Here is a 21999-nt window from a genome sequence, read left to right as displayed (position 1 = left end):
TCCTGTGTGTCGTTGTGCTTGACCGGCGCGTCGCCGCGCCGGGGGCGGTTGCTACGAACGGCTGCGGTACACGGCGACGCCTTGCGGTTCGACCTGCGCGGCGCCGATCACGAACGCAGACGGCGGCACCGCGTCGATCGTATGCGGCGTGCTGCCGTAGTTGAAGACGTAGGTCAGGCCGCCGCGCCGGCTCACGCGCACGCCGTCGCCGAGCGGCGACGGTGTCAGGCCGGCTTCGGCCGCGACGTCGGCAAACAGGCGCGCGGTGGTGGCATCGTCGAAGAGCGAGGCCCAGTAGTGCAGCGTGCCATGCGACACCCAGGCCGGATGACCGTCGGCGAAGCGCGCGCGCACGACGCTGTGCGCGCCGTCGCCGTTCAGCTCGACGAGATCGCGCCAGTGACGCGCGTCGCCGGCGAGCGGCGCGCCGTCGTGCAACGTGCCGTCGATCCGCTCGGTCACGTTCGGCCGCAGCGATTCGACGCGCCACACGCGCACCGGCAGGATCGAAGCGAGCGGGCCGGGCGGCAGCGCCGGCGGAATCTGCAGGTCGACGGTCTTCGACCCGGTGCGCGGGCCGAACACCGCATGCGCGCCCGACGCGGCGAGCCGCACCGCGAAATCGTCCGGCACGATTGGCAGCGGCGGCACGACGACGAGCCGGTAGCCGTCGAGCGGCGCGTGCGCGGAAACGATATCGACGTCGAGCCCGAGCGAACGCAGCGCCGAGTAATATTCGAACGCGAAGCGCGGGTAGTGGAAATCGGCGCCTTGCGGCTGCACTTCGAGCAGCCATTTCGCTTCGTAGTCGAATACGAGCGCGACGGGCGCGCGCACCGCGCCGTTTGCGTCGGCATCGGCGCCGGCGTCGAGCACGGCCGCGATCTCGCGTGCGACGCGCTGCGCTTCGCGGCCGCCTTCGTCGAGCCGATCATCGGGCGTGTGGAGGCCCGCATGCATCTGCTCTTGCGCGAACGGCGCCTGCCGCCAGCGGAAGTACGACACGCAGCCGGCGCCGTGCGCGAACGCTTCCCAGCTCCACAGGCGCACCATGCCCGGCAGCGGCGCGGGGTTCCAATGTGCCCAGTTCACGGGCCCCGGCTGCTGTTCCATCACCCAGAACGGCAGCTTCGACATGCCGCGATAGAGGTCGTGATTGAACGACGCGAAATCCGGATGGCCGGTGCGCAGCCAGCGCGCCTTCACGTCGGGCGCGAACCATTGCTCCTCGAGCGCGCCGAGCGGATAGCTGTCCCACGTCGCGACGTCGAGGTCGCGCGCGACTTCGTAATGATCGAACTCGGTGAAGAGCTGCATGAAGTTGTGCGCGACGGGGCGGCCCGGCGAATGCGCGCGGATCACGTCGACCTGCATCCGGTGATAGCGCGCGAGCTCGTCCGACGCGAAGCGCCGATAGTCGAGGCGGTGCGACGGATGCGCTTCGGTCACGGTGCCGACCGGCGCGTCCACTTCATCGAAATTGCGGTACTCCATGCTCCAGAACACGGTGCCCCACGCGCGGTTGAGCGCGTCGATCGTGCCGTAGCGCGCTCTCAGCCAGTCGCGAAAGCGCACGAGCGCGGCGGGCGAGTAACTGACGACCGTCTGATGGCAGCCGAGCTCGTTGTCGGTCTGCCAGTAGCGCACGGCCGGGTGGCGGCCGTAGCGTTCGGCCACCGCCGTGCAGATGCGGCGCGACGCCTCGAGATAGGTCGGCGACGAGAAGTCGTAGTGGCGGCGCGAACCGAACGCGCGCGGCCGGCCGTCCGCACCGATCGCGAGGATGTCGGGGTGACGGTCGACGAGCCACTTCGGCGGCGTGGCGGTGGGCGTGCACATCACGATCTCGAGGCCGGCCGCGCCGAGCACGTCGACCGCGCGGTCGAGCCAGCCCCAGTCGTATTCGCCCGGCGACGGCTCGATGCGGCTCCATGCGAATTCGGCGATCCGCACCTGCGCGATGCCGAGGGCCTTCATCCGGCGGGCGTCGTCCGCCCACATCGATTCCGGCCAGTGTTCCGGGTAGTAACAGACTCCGAGGCGCATGCCGATCCTTATGCGTAGTGGTGGACGGGAACGTCGGCGCACGCGGGCACCGCGCGGCCGTCTTCGGTGAAGAGGTGAGAGGCCGCGGCTGGCGCATGCGCGTACACGCGTTCGCCGCGACGCAGCGGCGCATCGCCGGGGACTTTCGCGATCAGCGGCGTGCCGCCGGGCTGGTCGAGGTGCACGTAGGTCTGCTCGCCGAGGCGTTCGACGAGCACGACGTCGCGCGCGAGCGTGGTCGCGTCGGGCGCTGCGCCGAGGGTCAGGTGTTCGGGACGGATGCCGAGCGTTACCGCCGCGCCCGGCGCAAGCGTCGAGCCGTCGCGCGGCAGCGTGAAGGTTTCGCCGGACGGCAAGACGGTGACGGTCGTGCGCTGCGCGTCGCAAGCGGCGACGACGGCCGGCAGGAAGTTCATCCGCGGCGAGCCGATGAAGCCGGCGACGAAACGGCTCGCCGGATGATGATAGAGATCGAGCGGCGCGCCGACTTGCGCGATGCTGCCGTGCCGCGCGGTGTCCGCGCCGGCGTGCAACAGCACGATCTTGTCGGCGAGCGTCATCGCCTCGGTCTGGTCGTGCGTCACGTAGACGACGCTCGCCCGTTCGAACTGCCGGTGCAGCTTCGCGATCTCGATGCGCGTCTGGCCGCGCAAGGCTGCGTCGAGGTTCGACAACGGCTCGTCGAACAGGAACACGCCGGGCTCGCGCACGATCGCGCGGCCGATCGCGACGCGCTGTCGCTGGCCGCCCGACAGCGCCTTCGGCTTGCGCTCGAGCAGTGTGTCGAGCTGCAGGATCCGCGCGGCATCGCGCACCTTCCGGTCGATCTCGGCCTTCGGCACGCGCGCGAGTTTCAGCCCGAACGCCATGTTCTCGTAGACCGTCATGTGCGGAAACAGCGCGTAGCTCTGGAACACCATCGCGACGCCGCGCTCGGCGGCCGGCACGTCGTCGACGCGACGGCCGTCGATCGACAGTTCGCCGTCGGTCAGGTCCTCGAGGCCCGCGATCATCCGCAGCAGCGTCGACTTGCCGCAGCCCGACGGACCGAGGAACACGCAGAACTCGTGCGCGCCGATCTCCAGATCGACGTCGCGAATGACCGGCGCGTGCTCGCCGTAGGCTTTCTGCACGCGTCGCATCGAGATGCTCGCCATTGTCTCCGCTCCATGTTCTAATGCGCTTTCGACGATGCTTAAGCGCTTAATCATCGCGATCAAAAAAAACGCCGAGACCGATCGCGGCCGAGTCGCGCCCGTTGGTCGGGCGGCAGGGTGTGCGGCGATAGTGCGCCGCTTCGCGAAGCGAAGCAAATATTGGATCAACGTCTCATATAGTGAGCAACGAATGGCGACACTCGATGAAGTGGCGCGCCGCGCCGGCGTGACGGCGGCGACGGTGTCGAACGTGCTGCGCAATCGTGGCCGGGTTGGCGAAGCCACGCGCGCGCGGGTGCTCGAAGCGGTGCAGGCGCTCGGCTATCGGCCGCATCTGGCCGCGCGGGCGCTGGCGGAAGGGCGCGCGCCGACGGTCGCGCTGATGGTGTCGAGCATCGCGAACCCGTTCTATCCGGAGTTCGCGCTCGCGGTCGAGCGCGCGGTGCGCCGCAACGGGCAGTTCCTGATCGTCTGCAATACGAATGAAGATCCGTTGCAGGGGCGCGCATATCTCGACCAGATCGCCGGCACGATCTCCGAAGGCATTCTCGTGACCAACGCGAACCTGCACCTGCCGGATCTGGTCGACGTCGCGCGGCGCGGCGTGCCGGTCGTGCTGTGCCTGTGGGAGCGGCCCGATGCGCCGCCCGAAGGGTTGCCGTGCGTGGCGGTGGATTTCCGCGAGGCGGGGCGGATCGCGACGCGCCATCTGCTCGAGCTCGGGCACCGGACGATCGGCGTGATCGTCGGCGGCTCGGCGAGCGGCGTGCAGGCGGCGCGCTACGACGGCTTCGTCGACGCAATGCGCGAAGCCGGGCTCGACGCGTCGATCGTCGCGGCCGAACCCGATTCGATCGAAGGCGGCGTGCGCGCGGCCGGCCGGCTGCTCGACGCGCATCCGGCGCTGACCGCGCTCGTCGCGACGAATGACCTGCCCGCGATCGGCGCGCTGCACGCAGCAGCCGATCGCGGCAGGCGCGTGCCCGACGATCTGTCGATCGTCGGCATCACCGATATTCATCTGGCGAGCGATACGCGCCCGACGCTGACGACCGTCGCGATTCCGACCGGCGAGGCCGCTGGGCTCGCGGTCGAATTGCTCAATGCGTTGCGCGAGGCGGGCGGGCGCATCGACGATGCGTCGCGCGTGCGGACGGCGTCGGTGCCGCGGCTGGTGGTGCGGGGCACGACGGGGGCGGCGCCGCCGCGAACGACGGCGTAGACGTCGCGTGCGGTCGCGATGCGTGCCGCGCGTCTCGCAAGCGCTCGGGCCAGACCCGGAAGCTGCAAACGGAGGATGGATCGCCGGCCGATGGGTGACATGACGAGGCGGGCCGCGTCGTCCGTCTGCGTCATTCGCCTTCGACGAGCCGCATCACGATGCGCCGGGCCGAATCGAGATGCGCGACCGTCATCGCGCGGGCGCCACGTGCATTGCGCTCGCGGCACGCTTGCAGGATCGCTTCGTGCTCGACCTGGAACGACGGCGTATCGGCCAGCAACGTGGCCTGCAGGCGCTCGTAGCGCTCGACCTGGCTGCGCAACTCCGCGATCGCCTTCAATTGCCGCTCGTTGCCGCAACACGAGTACAACAGTGCGTGGAATTCGTGATTCAGTTCGCCTTGCCGGCGCGGCACGTTCGATTCGCCGAGCAGCCGGTGCACGAGTTCGGCGCGGGCGAGCGTCTCGTCGTCGAGCCGCTTCACGCTGCGGTAGATCGCATCGCCTTCGAGCAGCGTGCGCATGTCGTAGATTTCCTGCACGTCGGACGCGCTCAGCATCCGTACGACCGCGCCGCGATTGCGGAAGATGTCCAGCAGTCCTTCGCGCTCCAGCCGCTGGATCGCCTCGCGCATCGGAATCCGGCTGATCCCGAAGCGCTCGGCGAGATCGCGCTCGACGAGCCGCTCGCCTGCCTGCAGCTCGCCGTTGATGATCATCTCCCGCAACGATGCGGCCACGGCGTCCGCCGTGGAATCGAGTCTGGCTTCCATGCCTTCACGTTCCTCATTTTGGAATAATGGTATACCAAACGACATTCCGGTGCCACAATGACGGCCTCACGTTCCGATATCGAAGGAGAGCGAGATGGCGCATGGTGAACACAAGTACCGCGTGACAGTGGAGTGGACCGGCAACCGGGGCACCGGCACGTCGGGGTATCGCGAATACGGCCGCGATCATGTGATCCGGGCGGGTTCGAAGCCGGACATTCCCGGCTCGTCCGATGCGGCGTTTCGCGGCGACGCGGCGCGGTGGAATCCGGAAGACCTGCTGCTGGCTTCGGTATCGGCGTGCCACAAGCTCTGGTATCTGCACCTGTGTGCGGATGCGGGCGTGCGCGTGCTCGCGTATGCCGACGACGCAGAGGGGACGATGCTCGACAATCCCGAGCCGGGGCGCTTCACCGAGATCGTGCTGCATCCGCGCGTGACGATCCGCGCGGGCGATGACCGCGCGCTGGCCGAGCGGCTGCATCATGACGCGCATGCGAAGTGCTATGTGGCGAATTCGGTGAATTTCCCGGTCCGGTGCGAGCCGGTGATCGAAGTTGCCGCGGTGTGATACGGGCGTCAGTCAGGATCAGGTTCGCTGCGCGCGGATGTAAGCGAAACGCGGGCGCGCGTGCCTTTCGACAGGAACGCGGGCCGGACGACACCGGGCCGCGCCGCGTTACAACACGACCCCATACACCTCCCGCGCCGCCGCCCGAATCGCGTCCGCCATCACCTCGACAGCCGGCGAATGCAGCCGGTCGGTGCGCGTGATGATCCCGAAATCGTCCATCCGGCAGTCCATCTCCAGCGGCAGCACCGACACGATCCCGTGTCGCGCGTAGTACAGCGCGACGTCCTCCGCGAGCACGGCGATCATGTCGCTCTGCTCGATCAGCTGCGTGATGAACAGCAGCGCGGCCGTTTCAACCACATTCGCGGGCGGTGCGAGGCTCGCGCGCTGGAACACGAGCTCGAAGCGATGGCGCAGCACGCTGCCGGCCGGCGGCATGACCCACGCGGCGCGCTGCACGTCGGCGAGCGACAGCGGCGCCTGTGCGAGCAGCGGATGGCCGGGCCGCACGACCGCGGCCACCGGCTCGCCGGTCAGCGGCTCGTAACGCAGATGCAACTTGTCGTGTTCGGCGGACAGCCGGCCGAGCACGATGTCGAGCTTGTCCTGCGCGAGGTGTTCGAGCAGCGCGTTGCTCGTGTCGATCGACACCGACACGCGCACGTTCGCATGCGTGCCCTTCACGGCGGCGACGGCCGGCGGCACGAGCCGCAGCCCCGGCGACGTGATCGCGCCCACCGCCACGTGCCCGAGATGGCCGGCCTTCAGCGCGGCGAGTTCCTCGCGCGCTTGGTCGAGGCTGCCGAGCGCCGCGCGCGCGTGGCGGATCAGCGCGTCGCCGTACAGCGTCGGCCGCATCCCGCGCGGCAGCCGCTCGAACAGCACCGCGCCGATCGATTCCTCGAGCTCGCGCAACAGCTTCGACGCGGCCGGCTGCGTCATGTTCAGCGCGGCCGCCGCGCGGTGAATGCTGCCTTCGTCGGCGAGCGCGACGACCAGCAGGAGCTGGCGGGTCTTCAGGCGGCTTCGGTTTCCCCACGGGCTGGCTTCTTGCATCGTACGGGTTTATATCGATATCGGAATCGATATCGTAATCGCCTAAAACGTCATTAGCGAGTTATCAAAATTCTGCCTAGACTGCGCCGGTATCCCGTCACCACAGGACTGACGATGTCGGCAACAAAACCCAGGCTGCGCTCCACCGAATGGTTCGGCACGAACGACAAGAACGGCTTCATGTACCGGAGCTGGATGAAGAACCAGGGGATTCCCGATCACGAGTTCGACGGCCGGCCGATCATCGGCATCTGCAACACCTGGTCCGAACTGACGCCGTGCAACGCGCACTTCCGCAAGCTCGCCGAGCACGTGAAGCGCGGGATCTTCGAAGCGGGCGGCTTCCCGGTCGAGTTCCCGGTGTTCTCGAATGGTGAATCGAACCTGCGGCCGTCGGCGATGCTCACGCGCAACCTGGCGTCGATGGACGTCGAGGAAGCGATCCGCGGCAACCCGATCGACGCGGTCGTGCTGCTTGCCGGCTGCGACAAGACGACCCCGGCGCTGCTGATGGGCGCGGCGAGTTGCGACGTGCCGGCGATCGTCGTGTCGGGCGGCCCGATGCTGAACGGCAAGCTCGAGGGCAAGAACATCGGCTCGGGCACGGCCGTGTGGCAGTTGCATGAATCGCTGAAGGCGGGCGAGATCGACCTGCACCACTTCCTGTCGGCGGAAGCCGGCATGTCGCGCTCGGCCGGCACCTGCAACACGATGGGCACGGCGTCGACGATGGCCTGCATGGCCGAGGCGCTCGGCGTCGCGCTGCCGCACAACGCGGCGATTCCGGCCGTCGATTCGCGTCGCTACGTGCTCGCGCACATGTCCGGCATCCGCATCGTCGAGATGGCGCTCGAAGGGCTCGTGCTGTCGAAGATCCTGACGCGCGCCGCGTTCGAGAATGCGATCCGCGCGAATGCGGCGATCGGCGGCTCGACCAATGCGGTGATCCACCTGAAGGCGATCGCGGGCCGCATCGGCGTGCCGCTCGAGCTGGAGGACTGGATGCGCATCGGCCGCGACACGCCGACGATCGTCGACCTGATGCCGTCCGGGCGCTTCCTGATGGAGGAGTTCTATTACGCGGGCGGGCTGCCGGCGGTGCTGCGCCGGCTCGGCGAAGGCGGGCTGCTGCCGCATCCGGATGCACTGACGGTCAACGGCAAGTCGCTGTGGGACAACGTGCGCGAAGCGCCGAACTACGACGACGAAGTGATCCGCCCGCTCGACCGGCCGCTGATCGCGGACGGCGGCATCCGCATCCTGCGCGGCAATCTCGCGCCGCGCGGTGCGGTACTGAAGCCGTCGGCGGCGAGCCCCGAGCTTCTGAAGCATCGCGGCCGCGCGGTGGTGTTCGAGAATTTCGACCACTACAAGGCGACGATCAACGACGAAGCGCTCGACGTCGACGCAAGTTCGGTGCTCGTGCTGAAGAATTGCGGGCCGCGCGGGTATCCGGGGATGGCGGAGGTCGGCAACATGGGCCTGCCGCCGAAGCTGCTGCGCCAGGGCGTGAAGGACATGGTGCGGATCTCGGATGCGCGGATGAGCGGCACGGCCTACGGCACGGTCGTGCTGCACGTCGCGCCGGAAGCCGCCGCGGGCGGGCCGCTGGCCGCGGTGCGCAACGGCGACTGGATCGAACTCGACTGCGAGGCCGGCACGCTGCACCTGGATATTACGGATGACGAACTGCAGCGCCGCCTGTCGGACGTCGATCCCACCGCGGCGCCCGGCGTGGCCGGACAGCTTGGCAAGGGCGGCTACGCGCGGCTGTACATCGATCACGTGCTGCAGGCCGACGAGGGGTGCGACCTCGACTTCCTGGTCGGCATGCGCGGCGCCGACGTGCCGAGTCATTCGCATTGAGCGGCAGGCGGGGCGCGGGCAGCGGCTCGCGCAACGCGAACTGGTGAGTGAAATCGTGAACGCTTGATGGCCTCGCCTCGAGGCCGACGCAGGACCCGACCATGACATCGAGCAGCACGCCGCGCTATCGCGGCATCTTCCCCGTCGTCCCGACGACGTTTTCCGACACCGGCGAGCTGGACCTCGCGAGCCAGAAGCGCGCGGTCGACTTCATGATCGACGCGGGCTCGGACGGGCTGTGCATCCTCGCGAACTTCTCCGAGCAATTCGCGATCACCGACGACGAACGCGACGTGCTCACGCGCACGATCCTTGAACACGTGGCCGGCCGCGTGCCGGTGATCGTCACGACGTCGCACTACAGCACGCAGGTGTGCGCGGCGCGCAGCCTGCGCGCGCAGCAGCTCGGCGCGGCGATGGTGATGGCGATGCCGCCGTATCACGGCGCGACGTTCCGTGTGCCCGAAGCGCAGATCTTCGACTTCTTCGCGCGTGTGTCGGACGCGATCGACATCCCGATCATGATCCAGGATGCACCGGCGAGCGGCACCGCGCTGTCGGCGCCGTTCCTTGCGCGGATGGCGCGCGAGATCGAGCAGGTCGCGTACTTCAAGATCGAGACACCTGGCGCCGCGAACAAGCTGCGCGAGCTGATCCGGCTCGGCGGCGACGCGATCGAGGGGCCGTGGGACGGCGAGGAGGCGATTACGCTGCTCGCCGACCTGCACGCCGGCGCGACCGGCGCGATGACGGGCGGCGGGTTTCCGGACGGCATCCGGCCGATTCTCGAAGCCTTCCGCGAAGGGCGGCACGACGATGCGTTCGCGCGCTACCAGGCATGGCTGCCGCTGATCAATCACGAGAACCGCCAGTCCGGGATCCTCACCGCGAAGGCGCTGATGCGCGAAGGCGGCGTCATCGCGTGCGAGCGGCCGCGGCATCCGATGCCGGAACTGCATCCGGACACGCGCGCGGAGCTGCTCGCGATCGCGCGCCGGCTCGATCCGCTCGTGTTGCGCTGGGCGCGCTGAGCAAGTGGCGAAGGAGGAACGCAGATGAGCGACGTGATTTCGCTGGGCGTGATCGGAATCGGCAAGATCGCGCGTGACCAGCACCTGCCGGCGATCGCTGCCGAACCGGGATTCGTGTTGACCGCGTGCGCGAGCCGTCACGCGGAAGTCAACGGCGTGCGCAACTATCAGGATCTGGGCGCGCTGCTGGCCGCCGAGCGCGACCTCGACGCGGTGTCGCTGTGCGCGCCGCCGCAGGTGCGCTACGCGCAGGCGCGCGCCGCGCTCGAAGCCGGCAAGCACGTGATGCTCGAGAAGCCGCCGGGCGCGACGCTCGGCGAAGTGGCCGCGCTCGACGCGCTCGCGCGCGAACGCGGCCTCACGCTGTTCGCGACCTGGCATTCGCGCTGCGCGAGCGCGGTGGAGCCGGCGCGCGCATGGCTTGCGACACGCACGATTCGCGCGGTGCAGGTGCGCTGGAAGGAAGACGTGCGGCGCTGGCATCCCGGCCAGCAATGGATCTGGGAGCCGGGCGGCCTCGGCGTGTTCGATCCGGGCATCAACGCGCTGTCGATCGTCACGCGGATCCTGCCGCGCGAGCTCGTGCTGCGCGAGGCGACGCTGTACGTGCCGAGCGACGCGCAGATGCCGATCGCGGCCGAACTCGATTGCGCCGATACGAACGGCGTGCCCGTGCGCGCGGAATTCGACTGGCGGCACGGCCCCGTCGAGCAGTGGGAGATCGCGGTCGACACGTCGGACGGCGTGCTCGCGATCAGCCGCGGCGGCGCGCAATTGTCGATCGCCGGCGAGCCGGTCGAGATCGGGCCGCAGCGCGAGTATCCGGCGCTGTATGCGCAGTTCCGCGCGCTGATCGCGCGCGGCGAAAGCGACGTCGACGTGCGGCCGTTGCGGCTCGTCGCCGATGCGTTCCTGTTCGGGCGGCGCGTCGGGACCGACGCGTTCGGCCGCTGACACCATGCGGTCGCGCTCGATCGCGAGCGCGTCCGCGCACGACGGTAGTTGAAGACCCAAGCCAATACAAGGAGACACCGCATGAACCGCACGATTCGCCGACACACCCTGCGCGCGCTGCTGGCCGCGCTTTGCATCGCGCCGCTCGGGATGCAGGGCGCCGCGCACGCCGACGCGCCGCTGAAGATCGGCTTCCTGGTGAAGATGCCTGAGCAGGCGTGGTTCATCAACGAGCAGAACGCGGCGTCGGCGCTGGGCCAGAAGGAGAACTTCTCGGTCGTGAAGATCGGCACGCCGGACGGCGAGAAGGTGCTGGCCGCGATCGACAACCTCGGCTCGCAAGGCGCGCAGGGCTTCGTGATCTGCGCACCCGACGTGCGTCTCGGGCCGGCGATCGCCGCGCGCGCGAAGCGCTACAACATGAAGTTCGTGACGGTCGACGATCAGCTCGTCGACTCGACCGGCAAGCCGCTCGCGAACGTGCCGCACCTCGGCATGTCGGCGACCAAGATCGGCAACCAGGTCGGCCAGGCGATCGCCGACGAGATGAAGCGGCGCGGCTGGAAGCCGGAGGAAGTCGGCGCGCTGCGCATCACGAACTACGAGCTGCCGACCGCGAAGCTGCGCACCGACGGCGCGACGCAGGCGCTGCTCGCGAACGGCTTCCGCAAGGAGAACATCTTCGATGCGCCGCAGAAGACGACCGACGACGAAGGCGGCTTCAGCGCGGCCGCGCCCGTGCTCGCGCGCCATCCGAACGTGAAGAAGTGGGTGGTGTATGCGCTGAACGAGGAAACCGTGCTCGGCGCGGTGCGCGCGACCGAACAGCTGCACATTCCGGCGGCCGACGTGATCGGCGTCGGCATCAACGGCGCGGGCGAGGCGTTCGCCGAATTCCAGAAGAAGGAGCCGACCGGCTTCTACGGGACGATCGCCGTCAGCTCCACGAACCACGGCAAGGAGAGCACGCAGAACCTCGTCGACTGGATCCGCAACGGCAAGACGCCGCCCGCCGACACGCAGACGAGCGGCAAGCTGATGACGCGCGCGAACTGGCAGGCCGTGCGCGCCGAGCTCGGCATCTGAGCGTGCGGGGCGACGACGCGATGACGATGCAGACGATGACGGCCGTGTCCGGCAACGACGGTGCGGCCCTGCCCGGCGCCGATGCGCCGCCGCCCGGCGGCGCGCTGCTCGCGCTCGACGGCATCACCGTGACGTTCCCGGGCGTGCGCGCGCTCGACGGCGTGTCGCTGTCGGTGCGCGCGGGCGAAGTGCACGGGTTGATGGGCGAGAACGGCGCGGGCAAGTCGACGTTGCTGAAGGTGCTGTCCGGCGTGAACCAGCCGCAGGCCGGCACGCTGACGCTGAACGGCACGGTGCAGCGCTTCGCGTCGACGCGCGCCGCGCTCGAGGCCGGTATCGCGATCATCTACCAGGAGCTGCATCTGGTGCCCGAGCTGACGGTCGCGGAGAACCTGATGCTCGGCCAGCTGCCGAGCCGGCTCGGCGTGGTCGACGAGCGCGCGCTCGCGGCGCGCGCACTCGATGCGCTGGAGCGTCTGGGCGAGCACATCGATCCGGACATCCCGGTGAAGTATCTGTCGATCGGCCAGCGCCAGATGATCGAGATCGGCAAGGCGCTGATGCGCGATGCGCGCGTGATCGCGTTCGACGAACCGACGAGTTCGCTGTCCGCGCGCGAGACGACGCAGCTGTTCCGCATCATCCGTTCGTTGCGCGCGGAAGGCCGCGCGATCATCTACGTCACGCACCGGATGGAGGAAGTCGATGCGCTGTGCGACCGCGTGACGGTATTCCGCGACGGCCGCCGCATCGAGACGTTCGAATCGGTCGCCGATCTCGATCGCGACCGGCTGATCGGCTGCATGGTCGGCCGCTCGATCGAGGACGTCTACGGCTACCGGCCGCGCGCGGCCGGCGACGTGCTGATCGAGGCGAAGGCGCTGCTGGGGCCGGGCTTGTCGGAGCCGGTGTCGTTCGCCGCGCGGCGCGGCGAGATCGTCGGCTTCTTCGGATTGGTCGGCGCGGGGCGTTCGGAGCTGATGAAGCTGCTGTACGGCGCGGCGCGCCCGAGCAGCGGGCACGTCGAGCTGGGCGGCAAGCGCGTGGCCTTCGCGAGCCCGCGCGACGCGGTGCGTGCCGGCATCGCGCTGTGCCCGGAGGACCGCAAGCAGGAAGGCATCGTCGCGATCGCGTCGGTTGCCGACAACCTGAACATCAGCGCGCGCCGCCATTTCAGCCCGGCGCGCGTGCTGCTCGACGCGCGGCGCGAACGCGAGCTCGCGCAACGCTACATCGAGCGGCTGGCGATCAAGACCCGCGACGGCGAGACGCCGATCGGCGCACTGTCGGGCGGCAACCAGCAGAAGGTCGTGCTCGCGCGCTGGCTGGCCGAGCGCATTGACGTGTTCCTGATGGACGAGCCGACGCGCGGCATCGACGTCGGCGCGCGCGCGGAAATCTACAACCTGTTCTACGAGCTCGCGGAAGCGGGCCGCACGGTGATCATCGTGTCGAGCGACCTGGCCGAGGTGATCGGCGTGTCGGATCGCATCATCGTGATGAAGGAAGGGCGGATCGCGGGCGAGGTCGCGAAGGCGCAGGCGACGCCCGACGCGCTGATCAAGCTCGCGCTGCCGCGCTAGCGGCACGCAGTCAAACGGAAAGCAACCGATATGAGCCAGGCAATGCAACCCCAACGTACTTCCCCGTCCCCGGATGCAGCGGGCGCAGCCGCGCCCGCGCGCGCGCGTGGCGGCATGTGGCAACTGATCAACCGCTCCGGCATCGTGATGGTGTTTCTCGTGCTGTTCGCGACGCTGTCGCTGACCGTGCCGGACTTCCTCACGCCGCGCAACATCCAGGGCCTGCTGCTGTCGGTCACGCTGATCGGCTCGATCGCGGTGACGATGATGTTCGTGCTCGCGCTCGGAGAAGTCGACCTGTCGGTCGCGTCGATCGTCGCGTTCTCGGGCGTCGTCGCGTCGACGCTGATCACCGCGACGCACAGCGTCGTGCTCGGCATCGCGGCCGGCGTGCTCGCGGGCGGCGCGGTCGGGCTCGTCAACGGCGTGCTGATCGCGCGCTGGCGAATCAACTCGCTGATCGTCACACTTGCGATGATGGAAGTCGTGCGCGGGCTCGCGTTCATCACGTCGAACGGCGACGCGGTGATGATCTCCGAGGAGCGCTTCTTCGATCTCGGCGGCGGGTCGTTCCTCGGCATTTCGTATCCGATCTGGAGCAACATCGTCGGCTTCGTCGTGTTCGGCTTCCTGTTGCGCAAGACGGTGTTCGGCAAGAACGTGCTGGCCGTCGGCGGCAACGGCGAGGCTGCGCTGCTCGCGGGGCTGCCGGTGATGCGCATCAAGATCGCGGTGTTCGTGCTGCAGGGCCTCGTGACCGGCTTCGCCGGCGTGATGCTCGCATCGCGGATGAGCCTCGGCGATCCGAAGACGTCCGTCGGCCTCGAGCTCGGCGTGATTTCCGCATGCGTGCTCGGCGGCGTGTCGCTGACGGGCGGCGTCGCGACGATTTCCGGCGTGCTGGTCGGCGTGCTGATCATGGGTTCCGTGCAGGACGCGATGAGCCTGCTGAACGTGCCGACCTTTTACCAATATCTGATACGCGGCGGAATTCTGTTGCTCGCGGTGCTGTTCGACCAGTATCGTCGCAACCAGCGGCGCGCGATGAAGATCTGACCCTGACGAACGCGCGGCCGCCCGCGAAGACAGATATCGGGAGACGGCATGCAACAGATTCAACCGGGCGCGGCGGCGCTGCTCGTCGACAGCCGCAATACGCTCGGCGAAGGCGCGACGTGGTGCGACGCGACGCACGCGCTGTACTGGACGGACATCGAAGGTGCGCGGCTGTGGCGTTGCCGCGCGGACGGCTCGGGCCTCGCGCAATGGCCGATGCCGGAACGGCTCGCGTGCTTCGCGCTGACGCACGAACCGAATGTGCTGCTCGTCGGGCTCGCGACGCATCTCGCATTCTTCGATCTGCGCAGCGGCGAATTCACGCGGATTGTCGACGTCGAACCCGACCTGCCGACGCGGCTGAACGACGGCCGCTGCGATCGGTTCGGCGCGTTCGTGTTCGGGATGAAGGACGAAGGCGGCGATCCGCCGCGCGCGATCGGCGGCTTCTACCGGCTCAATCCGGACCTCACGCTCGAACGGCTTGCGTTGCCGGCGGCGGCGATCGCCAACAGCATCGCGTTCTCGCCGGACGGCACGACGATGACCTTCTGCGATTCGATGGTGCGCGAGATTCTCGTCTGCGACTACCGCGCGGGCGGCGACGTGGCCAACGTGCGGCCGTTCGCGCGGCTGACCGATGCAAACGGCGACCCGGACGGCTCGACGATGGATCGCGACGGCGGGCTGTGGAACGCGCAGTGGGGCGGTGGGCGTGTGGTGCGCTACGGGCCGGACGGCGTCGAGACCGATCGCGTGACCGTGCCGACCGCACAGCCGAGCTGCGTGACGCTCGACGGCGAAGGGCGGCTGTACGTGACGAGCGCCCGCGCCGGGTTGAGCGACGCCGCGCTCGCGAGCGATGCGCATGCCGGCGGCGTATTCGTCGCGCGAACGCGCCACGCCGGGTTGCCGACCGCGCGCTTCTCGGGGGCGCCGCGCGGCTGACCGCGCATCGGAGGCCGTTCATGGGATGTGTGCGACGCGGCGAGCCAGGCGCCCGGCCGCGGTCTGCCGCGCATGCATGCGCGCACGGCGAACGTTCCCGCCTGCCTGAACACGCCGTTCGCTCCCCGACGTGCTGGTAAGATGGCCCGCAATTCCATCTCGCCCGCATCATGAGTTCCGCACCGACCAAGCCCGCGAATCCGAAAAACGCCGTGAAGAACGCCGCCCGTGCGACGGGCGACAAGCCGAAGGCGCGCGTGCAGCAGCGCCTGACCTACGTGATCGGCGGTCTCGACCGGCTGCTGCGCCGGCATATGACCGACGCGCTGGCACCGCTCGGCATCACGCTCGCGCAATACACGGCGTTGTCGGTGCTCGAGGCGCGCGGCGCGTCGTCGAACGCCCAACTGGCCGAGCGCTCGTGGATCACGCCGCAATCGGCGAACGAGGTGATGAGCGTGATGGCCGCCCGCGGCTTCGTCACGCGCGAAGCCGACCCGTCGCACGGCCGCATCATCCTGCTGAGGCTGACCGACGAAGGCGCGGCGATGCTGCGCGAATGCGAAGCCGTGCTGCGCCCGCTCGAGGCGCGAATGCTCGGCGACATCTCCGCCGACGACGCCGCGCACGTGCAGCGCGCGCTCGAACTGTTCTCGCGCAACCTGCGCGGCTGATCCCTTCCCGAAACGTCGCGGCGCGGGCCCGTGCGGCCCGCGTTCGCTTTCCCGCCCGGTAGCCCGGTCGCTCGGTCGCCGCCCGCCGGTCGCCTGACCGTTCCCCGATTGCGTCGTTGCCGCCGCTTTGCGCTCCGGGTTTACACCGGCGCTCATGTCGCTTGCAATATCAGGTAGCCTGATATTAAATGAAGTCGTTCGCAGCACGCATGCTGCGCACCGAAATGCACTGATTGGCACAGGAACGAACGACAGGAACGAACATGAGCAAGTACGACAACCGCTGGCAGACCGTTGAAGTGAAGGTGGAGGCCGGCATCGCGTGGGTCACGCTGAACCGCCCCGAGAAGCGCAACGCAATGAGCCCGACGCTGAACCGCGAGATGCTCGAGGTCCTCGACGCGGTCGAGTTCGACGACGAAGCGAAGGTGCTGGTGCTGACCGGCGCGGGCGCGGCGTGGACGGCCGGCATGGACCTGAAGGAATATTTCCGCGAAATCGACGGCGGCTCCGACGCGCTGCAGGAAAAGGTGCGGCGCGACGCATCGGAATGGCAATGGCGCCGCCTGCGAATGTACAACAAGCCGACCATTGCGATGGTGAACGGCTGGTGCTTCGGCGGTGGGTTCTCGCCGCTCGTCGCGTGCGACCTCGCGATCGCGGCGGACGAAGCGGTGTTCGGGCTGTCGGAAATCAACTGGGGCATCCCGCCGGGCAACCTCGTCAGCAAGGCGATGGCCGACACGGTCGGGCATCGCCGCGCGCTGCACTACATCATGACCGGCGACACGTTCACCGGCGTGGAGGCCGCCGAAATGGGCCTCGTGAACAGCAGCGTGCCGCTGGCCGGCCTGCGCGACGCGACGATCGCGCTCGCCGCGCGGCTGATGGACAAGAACCCGGTGGTGCTGCGCGCGGCGAAGCACGGCTTCAAGCGTTCACGCGAGCTCACGTGGGAGCAGTGCGAGGATTACCTGTATGCGAAGCTCGACCAGGCGCAACTGCGCGATCCGGAGCGTGGCCGCGAGCAGGGGCTGAAGCAGTTCCTCGACGACAAGACGATCAAGCCGGGCCTGCAGGCATACAAGCGCTGATACAAGCACGAGCGCCGATACAGGCGCCGACGCAATCGACAGAGACAGGCATGGCAGGAGACGACATGACCGACAGACGGATGCTGATCGCCGGCGAGTGGTGCACCGCCCGCGACGGCCGAACCTTCGACCGATTCAACCCCGCGACGGGCGCGCTCGCGTCGCGCGCGCCGGCGGCCGGCCCGGCCGACGCCGACGCGGCGGTCGAAGCCGCGCAGCGCGCGTTCCCCGCGTGGGCAGCGCTCGCGCCGACCGAACGGCGCCGCCGGTTGCTGAAGGCGGCCGATCTGATGGACGCGCGCATCGACGCGTTCATCGCGGCCGGCGTCGCCGAGACGGGCGCGACGCCCGGCTGGCTCGGCTTCAACGTGACGCTCGCGGCGAACATGCTGCGCGAAGCCGCGTCGATGACGACGCAGATCGACGGCGACGTGATCCCGTCCGACGTGCCCGGCAATCTCGCGCTCGCGATGCGCGTGCCGTGCGGCGTCGTGCTCGGCATCGCACCGTGGAACGCGCCGGTGATCCTCGGCACGCGCGCGCTGGCGATGCCGCTCGCGTGCGGCAACACGGTCATGCTCAAGGCATCCGAAGCATGCCCGGGCGTGCACGCGCTGATCGGCGCGGTGCTGGACGAAGCCGGGCTCGGCGCGGGCGTCGTCAACGTGATCACCCACGCGGCGGCCGATGCGCCGGAACTCGTCGAGCGCCTGATCGCGCATCCGCACGTGAAGCGGATCAACTTCACCGGCTCCACGCACGTCGGGCGCATCATCGCGCGCCACGCGGCCGCGCACCTGAAGCCGGTGCTGCTCGAACTCGGCGGCAAGGCGCCGGTGCTCGTGCTCGACGACGCCGATCTCGATGCGGCCGTCGATGCGATCGCGTTCGGCGCGTTCTTCAATCAAGGGCAGATCTGCATGTCGACCGAGCGCGTGATCGCCGCGCGGCCGATCGCCGATGCGCTTGTCGAACGGCTGACCGACAAGGCGCGCACGCTGGTCGCCGGCGATCCGCTGGCGGGCCATGCGCTCGGCACGATGGTCGATGCGGCCGCGGCCGCGCGTGCCGCGTCGCTGGTCGAGGACGCGCGTTCGCACGGCGCGCGCCTGCCGCTCGGCTGCCGGATCGAGGGCGCGACGATGCAGCCCGCGATCGTCGACGGCGTCACGCGCGACATGCGCCTTTATCGCGAGGAATCGTTCGCGCCGGTGGTCGCGATCCTGCGTGCGGACAGCGACGACGAAGCGGTCGCGCTCGCGAACGACAGCGAGTTCGGGCTGTCGGCGAGCGTGTTCAGCCGCGATATCGCTCGCGCGATGGCGCTCGCGCGCCGGATCGAATCGGGGATTTGCCACGTCAACGGACCGACCGTGCACGACGAGGCGCAGATGCCGTTCGGCGGTACGAAGGCGAGCGGCTACGGTCGCTTCGGCAGCCGCGCGTCGATCGCCGAATTCACCGAGCTGCGCTGGATCACCGTGCAGACCACGCCGCGTCACTATCCGATATGAGCGAGCCGACGATGAATGTTGCGACGCCCGCGAGCGGCCCGGTGAACGGCACGAACGGCATGAACGGCGTGCGCTATCGCGCGGCAGCCGTCGCGGTCGGTTCGGCCGAGATTCGCCGCGCGGAAAACGGCACGTGGTACCTGCGCTCGCGCGAACCGCTCGGCGATTACCCGACGCGCCTGACCGACTGCCTCGTGCGCGGCGCGCACGCGCATCCCGACCGCGTGCTCGCCGCGCGACGCGGCGCCGACGGCCGCTGGATCGAGATCACGTATGCGCGGATGCTCGAACGCGCGCGCGCGCTCGGCCAGGGCCTCGTCGAACTCGGGCTGTCGGCCGAGCGGCCGCTCGCGGTGCTGTCCGGCAACGATCTCGAGCATCTGCAGCTGATGTTCGCGGCGATGCTGGCCGGCGTGCCGTATGCGCCGATCTCGCCCGCGTATTCGCTGGTGTCGACCGATTACGGCAAGCTGCGTCACACGCTCGGCGTGCTGCGGCCGGGCGCGGTGTTCGTGGCCGAGCGCGCGCCGTTCGCGCGAGCGCTCGACGCGGCGCTGCCGGCCGACGCGGCGCTGATCGTCGCGAACGATGCCGATGCGCAAGCCGACGGCGGCGCAGCCGGCCGCGTCGTGCCGCTGTCGCGCCTGCTCTCGACCGTTCCGCGCACAATCGACGCGATCCATGAAGCGATCGGCCCCGACCATCTCGCGAAGATCCTTTTCACGTCGGGCTCGACGAAACTGCCGAAGGCCGTGCCGACCACGCATCGGATGCTGTGCAGCAACCAGCAGATGCTGCGCCAGACGATGCCCGAGCTGACGCGCGAACCGCCGGTGCTGGTCGACTGGCTGCCGTGGAATCACACGTTCGGCGGCAGTCACAACCTCGGCATCGCGCTGTACAACGGCGGCACGCTGTACATCGACGACGGCCGCCCGGTGCCGGGCCGCTTCGACGAAACCGTGCGCAACCTGCGCGAGATCGCGCCGACGATCTACTTCAACGTGCCGAAGGGCTGGGAAGAACTGACGGCCGCACTCGAGCGCGATGCCGTGCTGCGCGACACGTTCTTCTCGCGCGTGAAGCTGTATTTCTTCGGCGGCGCGGGGCTGTCGCAGGCCGCGTGGGATCGGCTCGACCGCGTGACCGAAGCGCATTGCGGCGAGCGCATCCGGATCATGGCCGGCCTCGGGATGACGGAGGCGTCGCCGTCGTGCCTGTTCACGACCGGGCCGCTGATGCGCGCCGGCTACATCGGCCTGCCGGCGCCGGGCTGCGATGCGAAGCTCGTGCCGTGCGGCGGCAAGCACGAACTGCGCTTCAAGGGGCCGAACGTGATGCGCGGTTACTGGCACGCGGACGTCGATCCGCACGACGTGTTCGACGACGAAGGTTATTACCGCAGCGGCGACGCGGGCGTCTTCGCCGATCCGGAGCGGCCGGAACTCGGGCTGCTGTTCGACGGGCGGCTGACCGAGGATTTCAAGCTGAGCAGCGGCACGTTCGTCAGCGTCGGGCCGTTGCGCGCGAACGCGGTGTCGAGCGGCGCGCCGTACGTGCAGGACGTGGTCGTCACCGGGATCAATCGCGACGATATCGGGCTGCTGGTATTTCCGCGTGTCGACGCGTGCCGCGCGCTGGCGGGGCTGCCCGCCGATGCGTCGGTGACCGACGTGCTGCGCGCGCCGGCCGTGCGCGCGGCGTTCGCGTCGTGGCTTGCCGTGCTGAACCGGCAAGCAAGCGGCGGATCGACGTTCGTCGCGCGCATCCGTCTGATCGACACACCGCCGTCGCTCGATCTCGGCGAAGTGACCGACAAGGGCTCGCTGAACCAGGCCGCCGTGCAGAAGCATCGCGCGGCGACCATCGATGCACTGTACGACCCGGCACGGCGCGATCCCGACGTGATTTACGCGTAGGCGGCTGCCGGGGAAGCGAGCAGGAACAACGACCGGCCGGCCACGATACCGGCAGGCATGCTTGCGGCCAGAGAATCAGGTTGCCTGATAAAGGCAACCGTTCGGACGACACCTTGCGCGCCGATCCGCCACTGGCCGGCGGCGGCGCGCGGCGGCCGTTGCAAGGCCGACGACTACAAGACATACGAGACATGGGAATGGAGACACGATGAACACTTACGTTGCCGCAAAACCCACGGTCGCGACCACGCTCGCGCTGTGTTTCGCGATCGCCCTTCTCGAAGGGCTCGACCTGCAGTCGGTCGGCGTCGCCGCGCCGCGCATGGCACGCGAATTCGGGCTTTCCGTGTCGCAGATGGGCATCGCGTTCAGCGCGGGCACCTTCGGGCTGCTACCGGGCGCGATGATCGGCGGGCGGCTCGCCGACCGGATCGGTCGCAAGCGCGTGCTGATCGCGTCGGCCGTGCTGTTCGGGCTGCTGTCGCTCGCCACCGCGCAGGTGTCGACCTTCGCGATGCTCGTCGTCGTGCGCGTGCTGACCGGCATCGGCCTTGGCGGCGCGATGCCGAACCTGATCGCGCTGTCGTCCGAAGCGGTCGAGCCGCGCTCGCGCAGCAGCGCGGTGGCCACGATGTATTGCGGTATCCCGTTCGGCGGCGTGATCGCGTCGGTGATCGGCGTGCTGCTCGCCGGCGACACCGAATGGCGGCACATCTTCTACGTCGGCGGCCTGGGCCCGCTGCTGCTCGTGCCGCTGCTCGCGTGGTTCCTGCCGGAATCGCGCGCGTACCTCGATGTCGCCGGCACACCGGCCGCGCGCACGAGCGTCGCGCGCACGCTGTTCGGCGACGGCCGCACGACGTCGACCGTCGCGCTGTGGGTCAGCTACTTCTGCACGCTGATCGTCCTCTACTTCCTGTTGAACTGGCTGCCGTCGCTGATGGCATCGCGCGGGCTCGATCGCGCGCATGTCGGCCTCGTGCAGATCGCGTTCAACGTCGGCGCGGGCCTCGGTGCGCTCGGCATCGGCGCGGCGCTCGACCGGATGCGCGCGTCGCGCGTGGTCGGCGGCATGTATGCCGGGATCGTTCTGTCGCTCGCCGCGCTCGCGGCGGCACCCGGCTTCGCGTCGCTCGCGGCGGCCGCATTTGCCGCCGGGATGTTCGTGGTCGGCGGTCAGTCGGTGCTGTATGCGCTCGCGGCGATCTACTACCCGACCGCGATGCGCGGCACCGGCGTCGGCGCGGCGGTGGCCGTCGGCCGGCTCGGCTCCGTCGTCGGGCCGCTCGCGGCCGCGACGCTGCTGGCCGCGGGCCGCAGCGCGCCGGTCGTGATCGGCGCGAGCATTCCCGTCACGCTCGTCGCGGCCTTCGCTGCCTTCGTGCTGATTCGCCGCCCGCAAGCCGGCGACTGAAACGCTTCGTTTTTTCAATGCGCGCCGTCAGAG

General features: G+C 69.1%; 18 protein-coding genes. 14 read left to right on the top strand and 4 right to left on the bottom strand.

Features of this window, described 5'->3' with window-relative positions; all coding sequences use genetic code 11:
* Positions 1-51: 51 nt before the first annotated feature.
* Both WS51_RS10675 and WS51_RS10670 read right to left on the bottom strand, forming a co-directional pair.
* Complete coding sequence (locus tag WS51_RS10675; protein WP_069229085.1) at positions 52-2046, bottom strand: beta-galactosidase; 1995 nt, start codon at positions 2044-2046, stop codon at positions 52-54.
* 8 nt (positions 2047-2054) lie between these two features.
* Positions 2055-3203 carry an ABC transporter ATP-binding protein gene (locus WS51_RS10670; protein WP_069229084.1) on the bottom strand — a complete coding sequence of 383 codons (1149 nt, stop codon included), beginning with the start codon at positions 3201-3203 and terminating at the stop codon, positions 2055-2057.
* Between the two features lie 190 nt (positions 3204-3393).
* On the opposite strand from WS51_RS10670, the gene WS51_RS10665 reads away from it, so the two are divergent.
* Positions 3394-4425, top strand: coding sequence for a LacI family DNA-binding transcriptional regulator (locus WS51_RS10665; protein WP_069229083.1), 1032 nt, complete (start codon positions 3394-3396; stop codon positions 4423-4425).
* 130 nt (positions 4426-4555) lie between these two features.
* On the opposite strand, the gene WS51_RS10660 is transcribed toward WS51_RS10665, so the two are convergent.
* Positions 4556-5197, bottom strand: a complete 642-nt coding sequence (locus tag WS51_RS10660) for a GntR family transcriptional regulator (protein WP_069229082.1) — start codon at positions 5195-5197, stop codon at positions 4556-4558.
* Positions 5198-5291: 94 nt separating this feature from the next.
* On the opposite strand from WS51_RS10660, the gene WS51_RS10655 reads away from it, so the two are divergent.
* On the top strand, positions 5292-5768 hold the full coding sequence (locus WS51_RS10655; RefSeq protein WP_059448864.1) for an OsmC family protein: 477 nt from the start codon (positions 5292-5294) through the stop codon (positions 5766-5768).
* Between the two features lie 108 nt (positions 5769-5876).
* Here the strand turns inward: WS51_RS10655 and WS51_RS10650 are convergent, their stop codons facing one another.
* Positions 5877-6827, bottom strand: coding sequence for a LysR substrate-binding domain-containing protein (locus WS51_RS10650; RefSeq protein WP_059448865.1), 951 nt, complete (start codon positions 6825-6827; stop codon positions 5877-5879).
* A gap of 114 nt (positions 6828-6941) precedes the next feature.
* On the opposite strand from WS51_RS10650, the gene WS51_RS10645 reads away from it, so the two are divergent.
* The 12 genes from WS51_RS10645 (at position 6942) to mhpT (ending at position 21966) form a co-directional block, all read left to right on the top strand.
* Positions 6942-8693, top strand: coding sequence for an IlvD/Edd family dehydratase (locus WS51_RS10645; RefSeq protein ID WP_059448866.1), 1752 nt, complete (start codon positions 6942-6944; stop codon positions 8691-8693).
* Between the two features lie 101 nt (positions 8694-8794).
* The gene (locus tag WS51_RS10640) at positions 8795-9724 is read left to right on the top strand and encodes a dihydrodipicolinate synthase family protein (protein WP_059448867.1); all 930 of its coding nucleotides are present in this window, start codon (positions 8795-8797) and stop codon (positions 9722-9724) included.
* A 24-nt stretch (positions 9725-9748) separates the two neighbouring features.
* On the top strand, positions 9749-10678 hold the full coding sequence (locus WS51_RS10635) for a Gfo/Idh/MocA family protein (protein ID WP_059501330.1): 930 nt from the start codon (positions 9749-9751) through the stop codon (positions 10676-10678).
* Positions 10679-10759: 81 nt separating this feature from the next.
* The gene (locus WS51_RS10630; RefSeq protein ID WP_059501332.1) at positions 10760-11764 is read left to right on the top strand and encodes an arabinose ABC transporter substrate-binding protein; all 1005 of its coding nucleotides are present in this window, start codon (positions 10760-10762) and stop codon (positions 11762-11764) included.
* A 20-nt stretch (positions 11765-11784) separates the two neighbouring features.
* Positions 11785-13347, top strand: a complete 1563-nt coding sequence (araG, locus tag WS51_RS10625; RefSeq protein ID WP_059449089.1) for an L-arabinose ABC transporter ATP-binding protein AraG — start codon at positions 11785-11787, stop codon at positions 13345-13347.
* Between the two features lie 30 nt (positions 13348-13377).
* Positions 13378-14403: an L-arabinose ABC transporter permease AraH gene (gene araH / locus WS51_RS10620; protein ID WP_059467358.1), complete on the top strand. Its 1026-nt coding sequence runs from the start codon at positions 13378-13380 to the stop codon at positions 14401-14403.
* Between the two features lie 48 nt (positions 14404-14451).
* Positions 14452-15351 (top strand): SMP-30/gluconolactonase/LRE family protein, encoded by a 900-nt coding sequence (locus WS51_RS10615; protein ID WP_069229081.1) that lies wholly within the window; start codon positions 14452-14454, stop codon positions 15349-15351.
* A 170-nt stretch (positions 15352-15521) separates the two neighbouring features.
* Positions 15522-16025: a MarR family winged helix-turn-helix transcriptional regulator gene (locus WS51_RS10610; RefSeq protein ID WP_059501335.1), complete on the top strand. Its 504-nt coding sequence runs from the start codon at positions 15522-15524 to the stop codon at positions 16023-16025.
* A gap of 263 nt (positions 16026-16288) precedes the next feature.
* Positions 16289-17119: a p-hydroxycinnamoyl CoA hydratase/lyase gene (locus WS51_RS10605; RefSeq protein WP_059448873.1), complete on the top strand. Its 831-nt coding sequence runs from the start codon at positions 16289-16291 to the stop codon at positions 17117-17119.
* A 65-nt stretch (positions 17120-17184) separates the two neighbouring features.
* A complete protein-coding gene (locus WS51_RS10600) occupies positions 17185-18633 on the top strand; it encodes an aldehyde dehydrogenase (RefSeq protein ID WP_069229080.1) in 1449 nt (482 codons plus the stop codon).
* Positions 18634-18644: 11 nt separating this feature from the next.
* Positions 18645-20552: a feruloyl-CoA synthase gene (locus WS51_RS10595; protein WP_236872356.1), complete on the top strand. Its 1908-nt coding sequence runs from the start codon at positions 18645-18647 to the stop codon at positions 20550-20552.
* A gap of 208 nt (positions 20553-20760) precedes the next feature.
* Positions 20761-21966 (top strand): 3-(3-hydroxy-phenyl)propionate transporter MhpT, encoded by a 1206-nt coding sequence (gene mhpT / locus WS51_RS10590; RefSeq protein ID WP_059448876.1) that lies wholly within the window; start codon positions 20761-20763, stop codon positions 21964-21966.
* The last annotated feature ends 33 nt before the right edge of the window (positions 21967-21999 follow it).

Origin of the sequence: Burkholderia territorii (assembly GCF_001718335.1) — a bacterium.
GTDB classification, from domain to species: domain Bacteria; phylum Pseudomonadota; class Gammaproteobacteria; order Burkholderiales; family Burkholderiaceae; genus Burkholderia; species Burkholderia territorii.
Note: the sequence above shows the minus strand (reverse complement) of the source record. Positions and strands in the feature narration are given on the sequence as shown.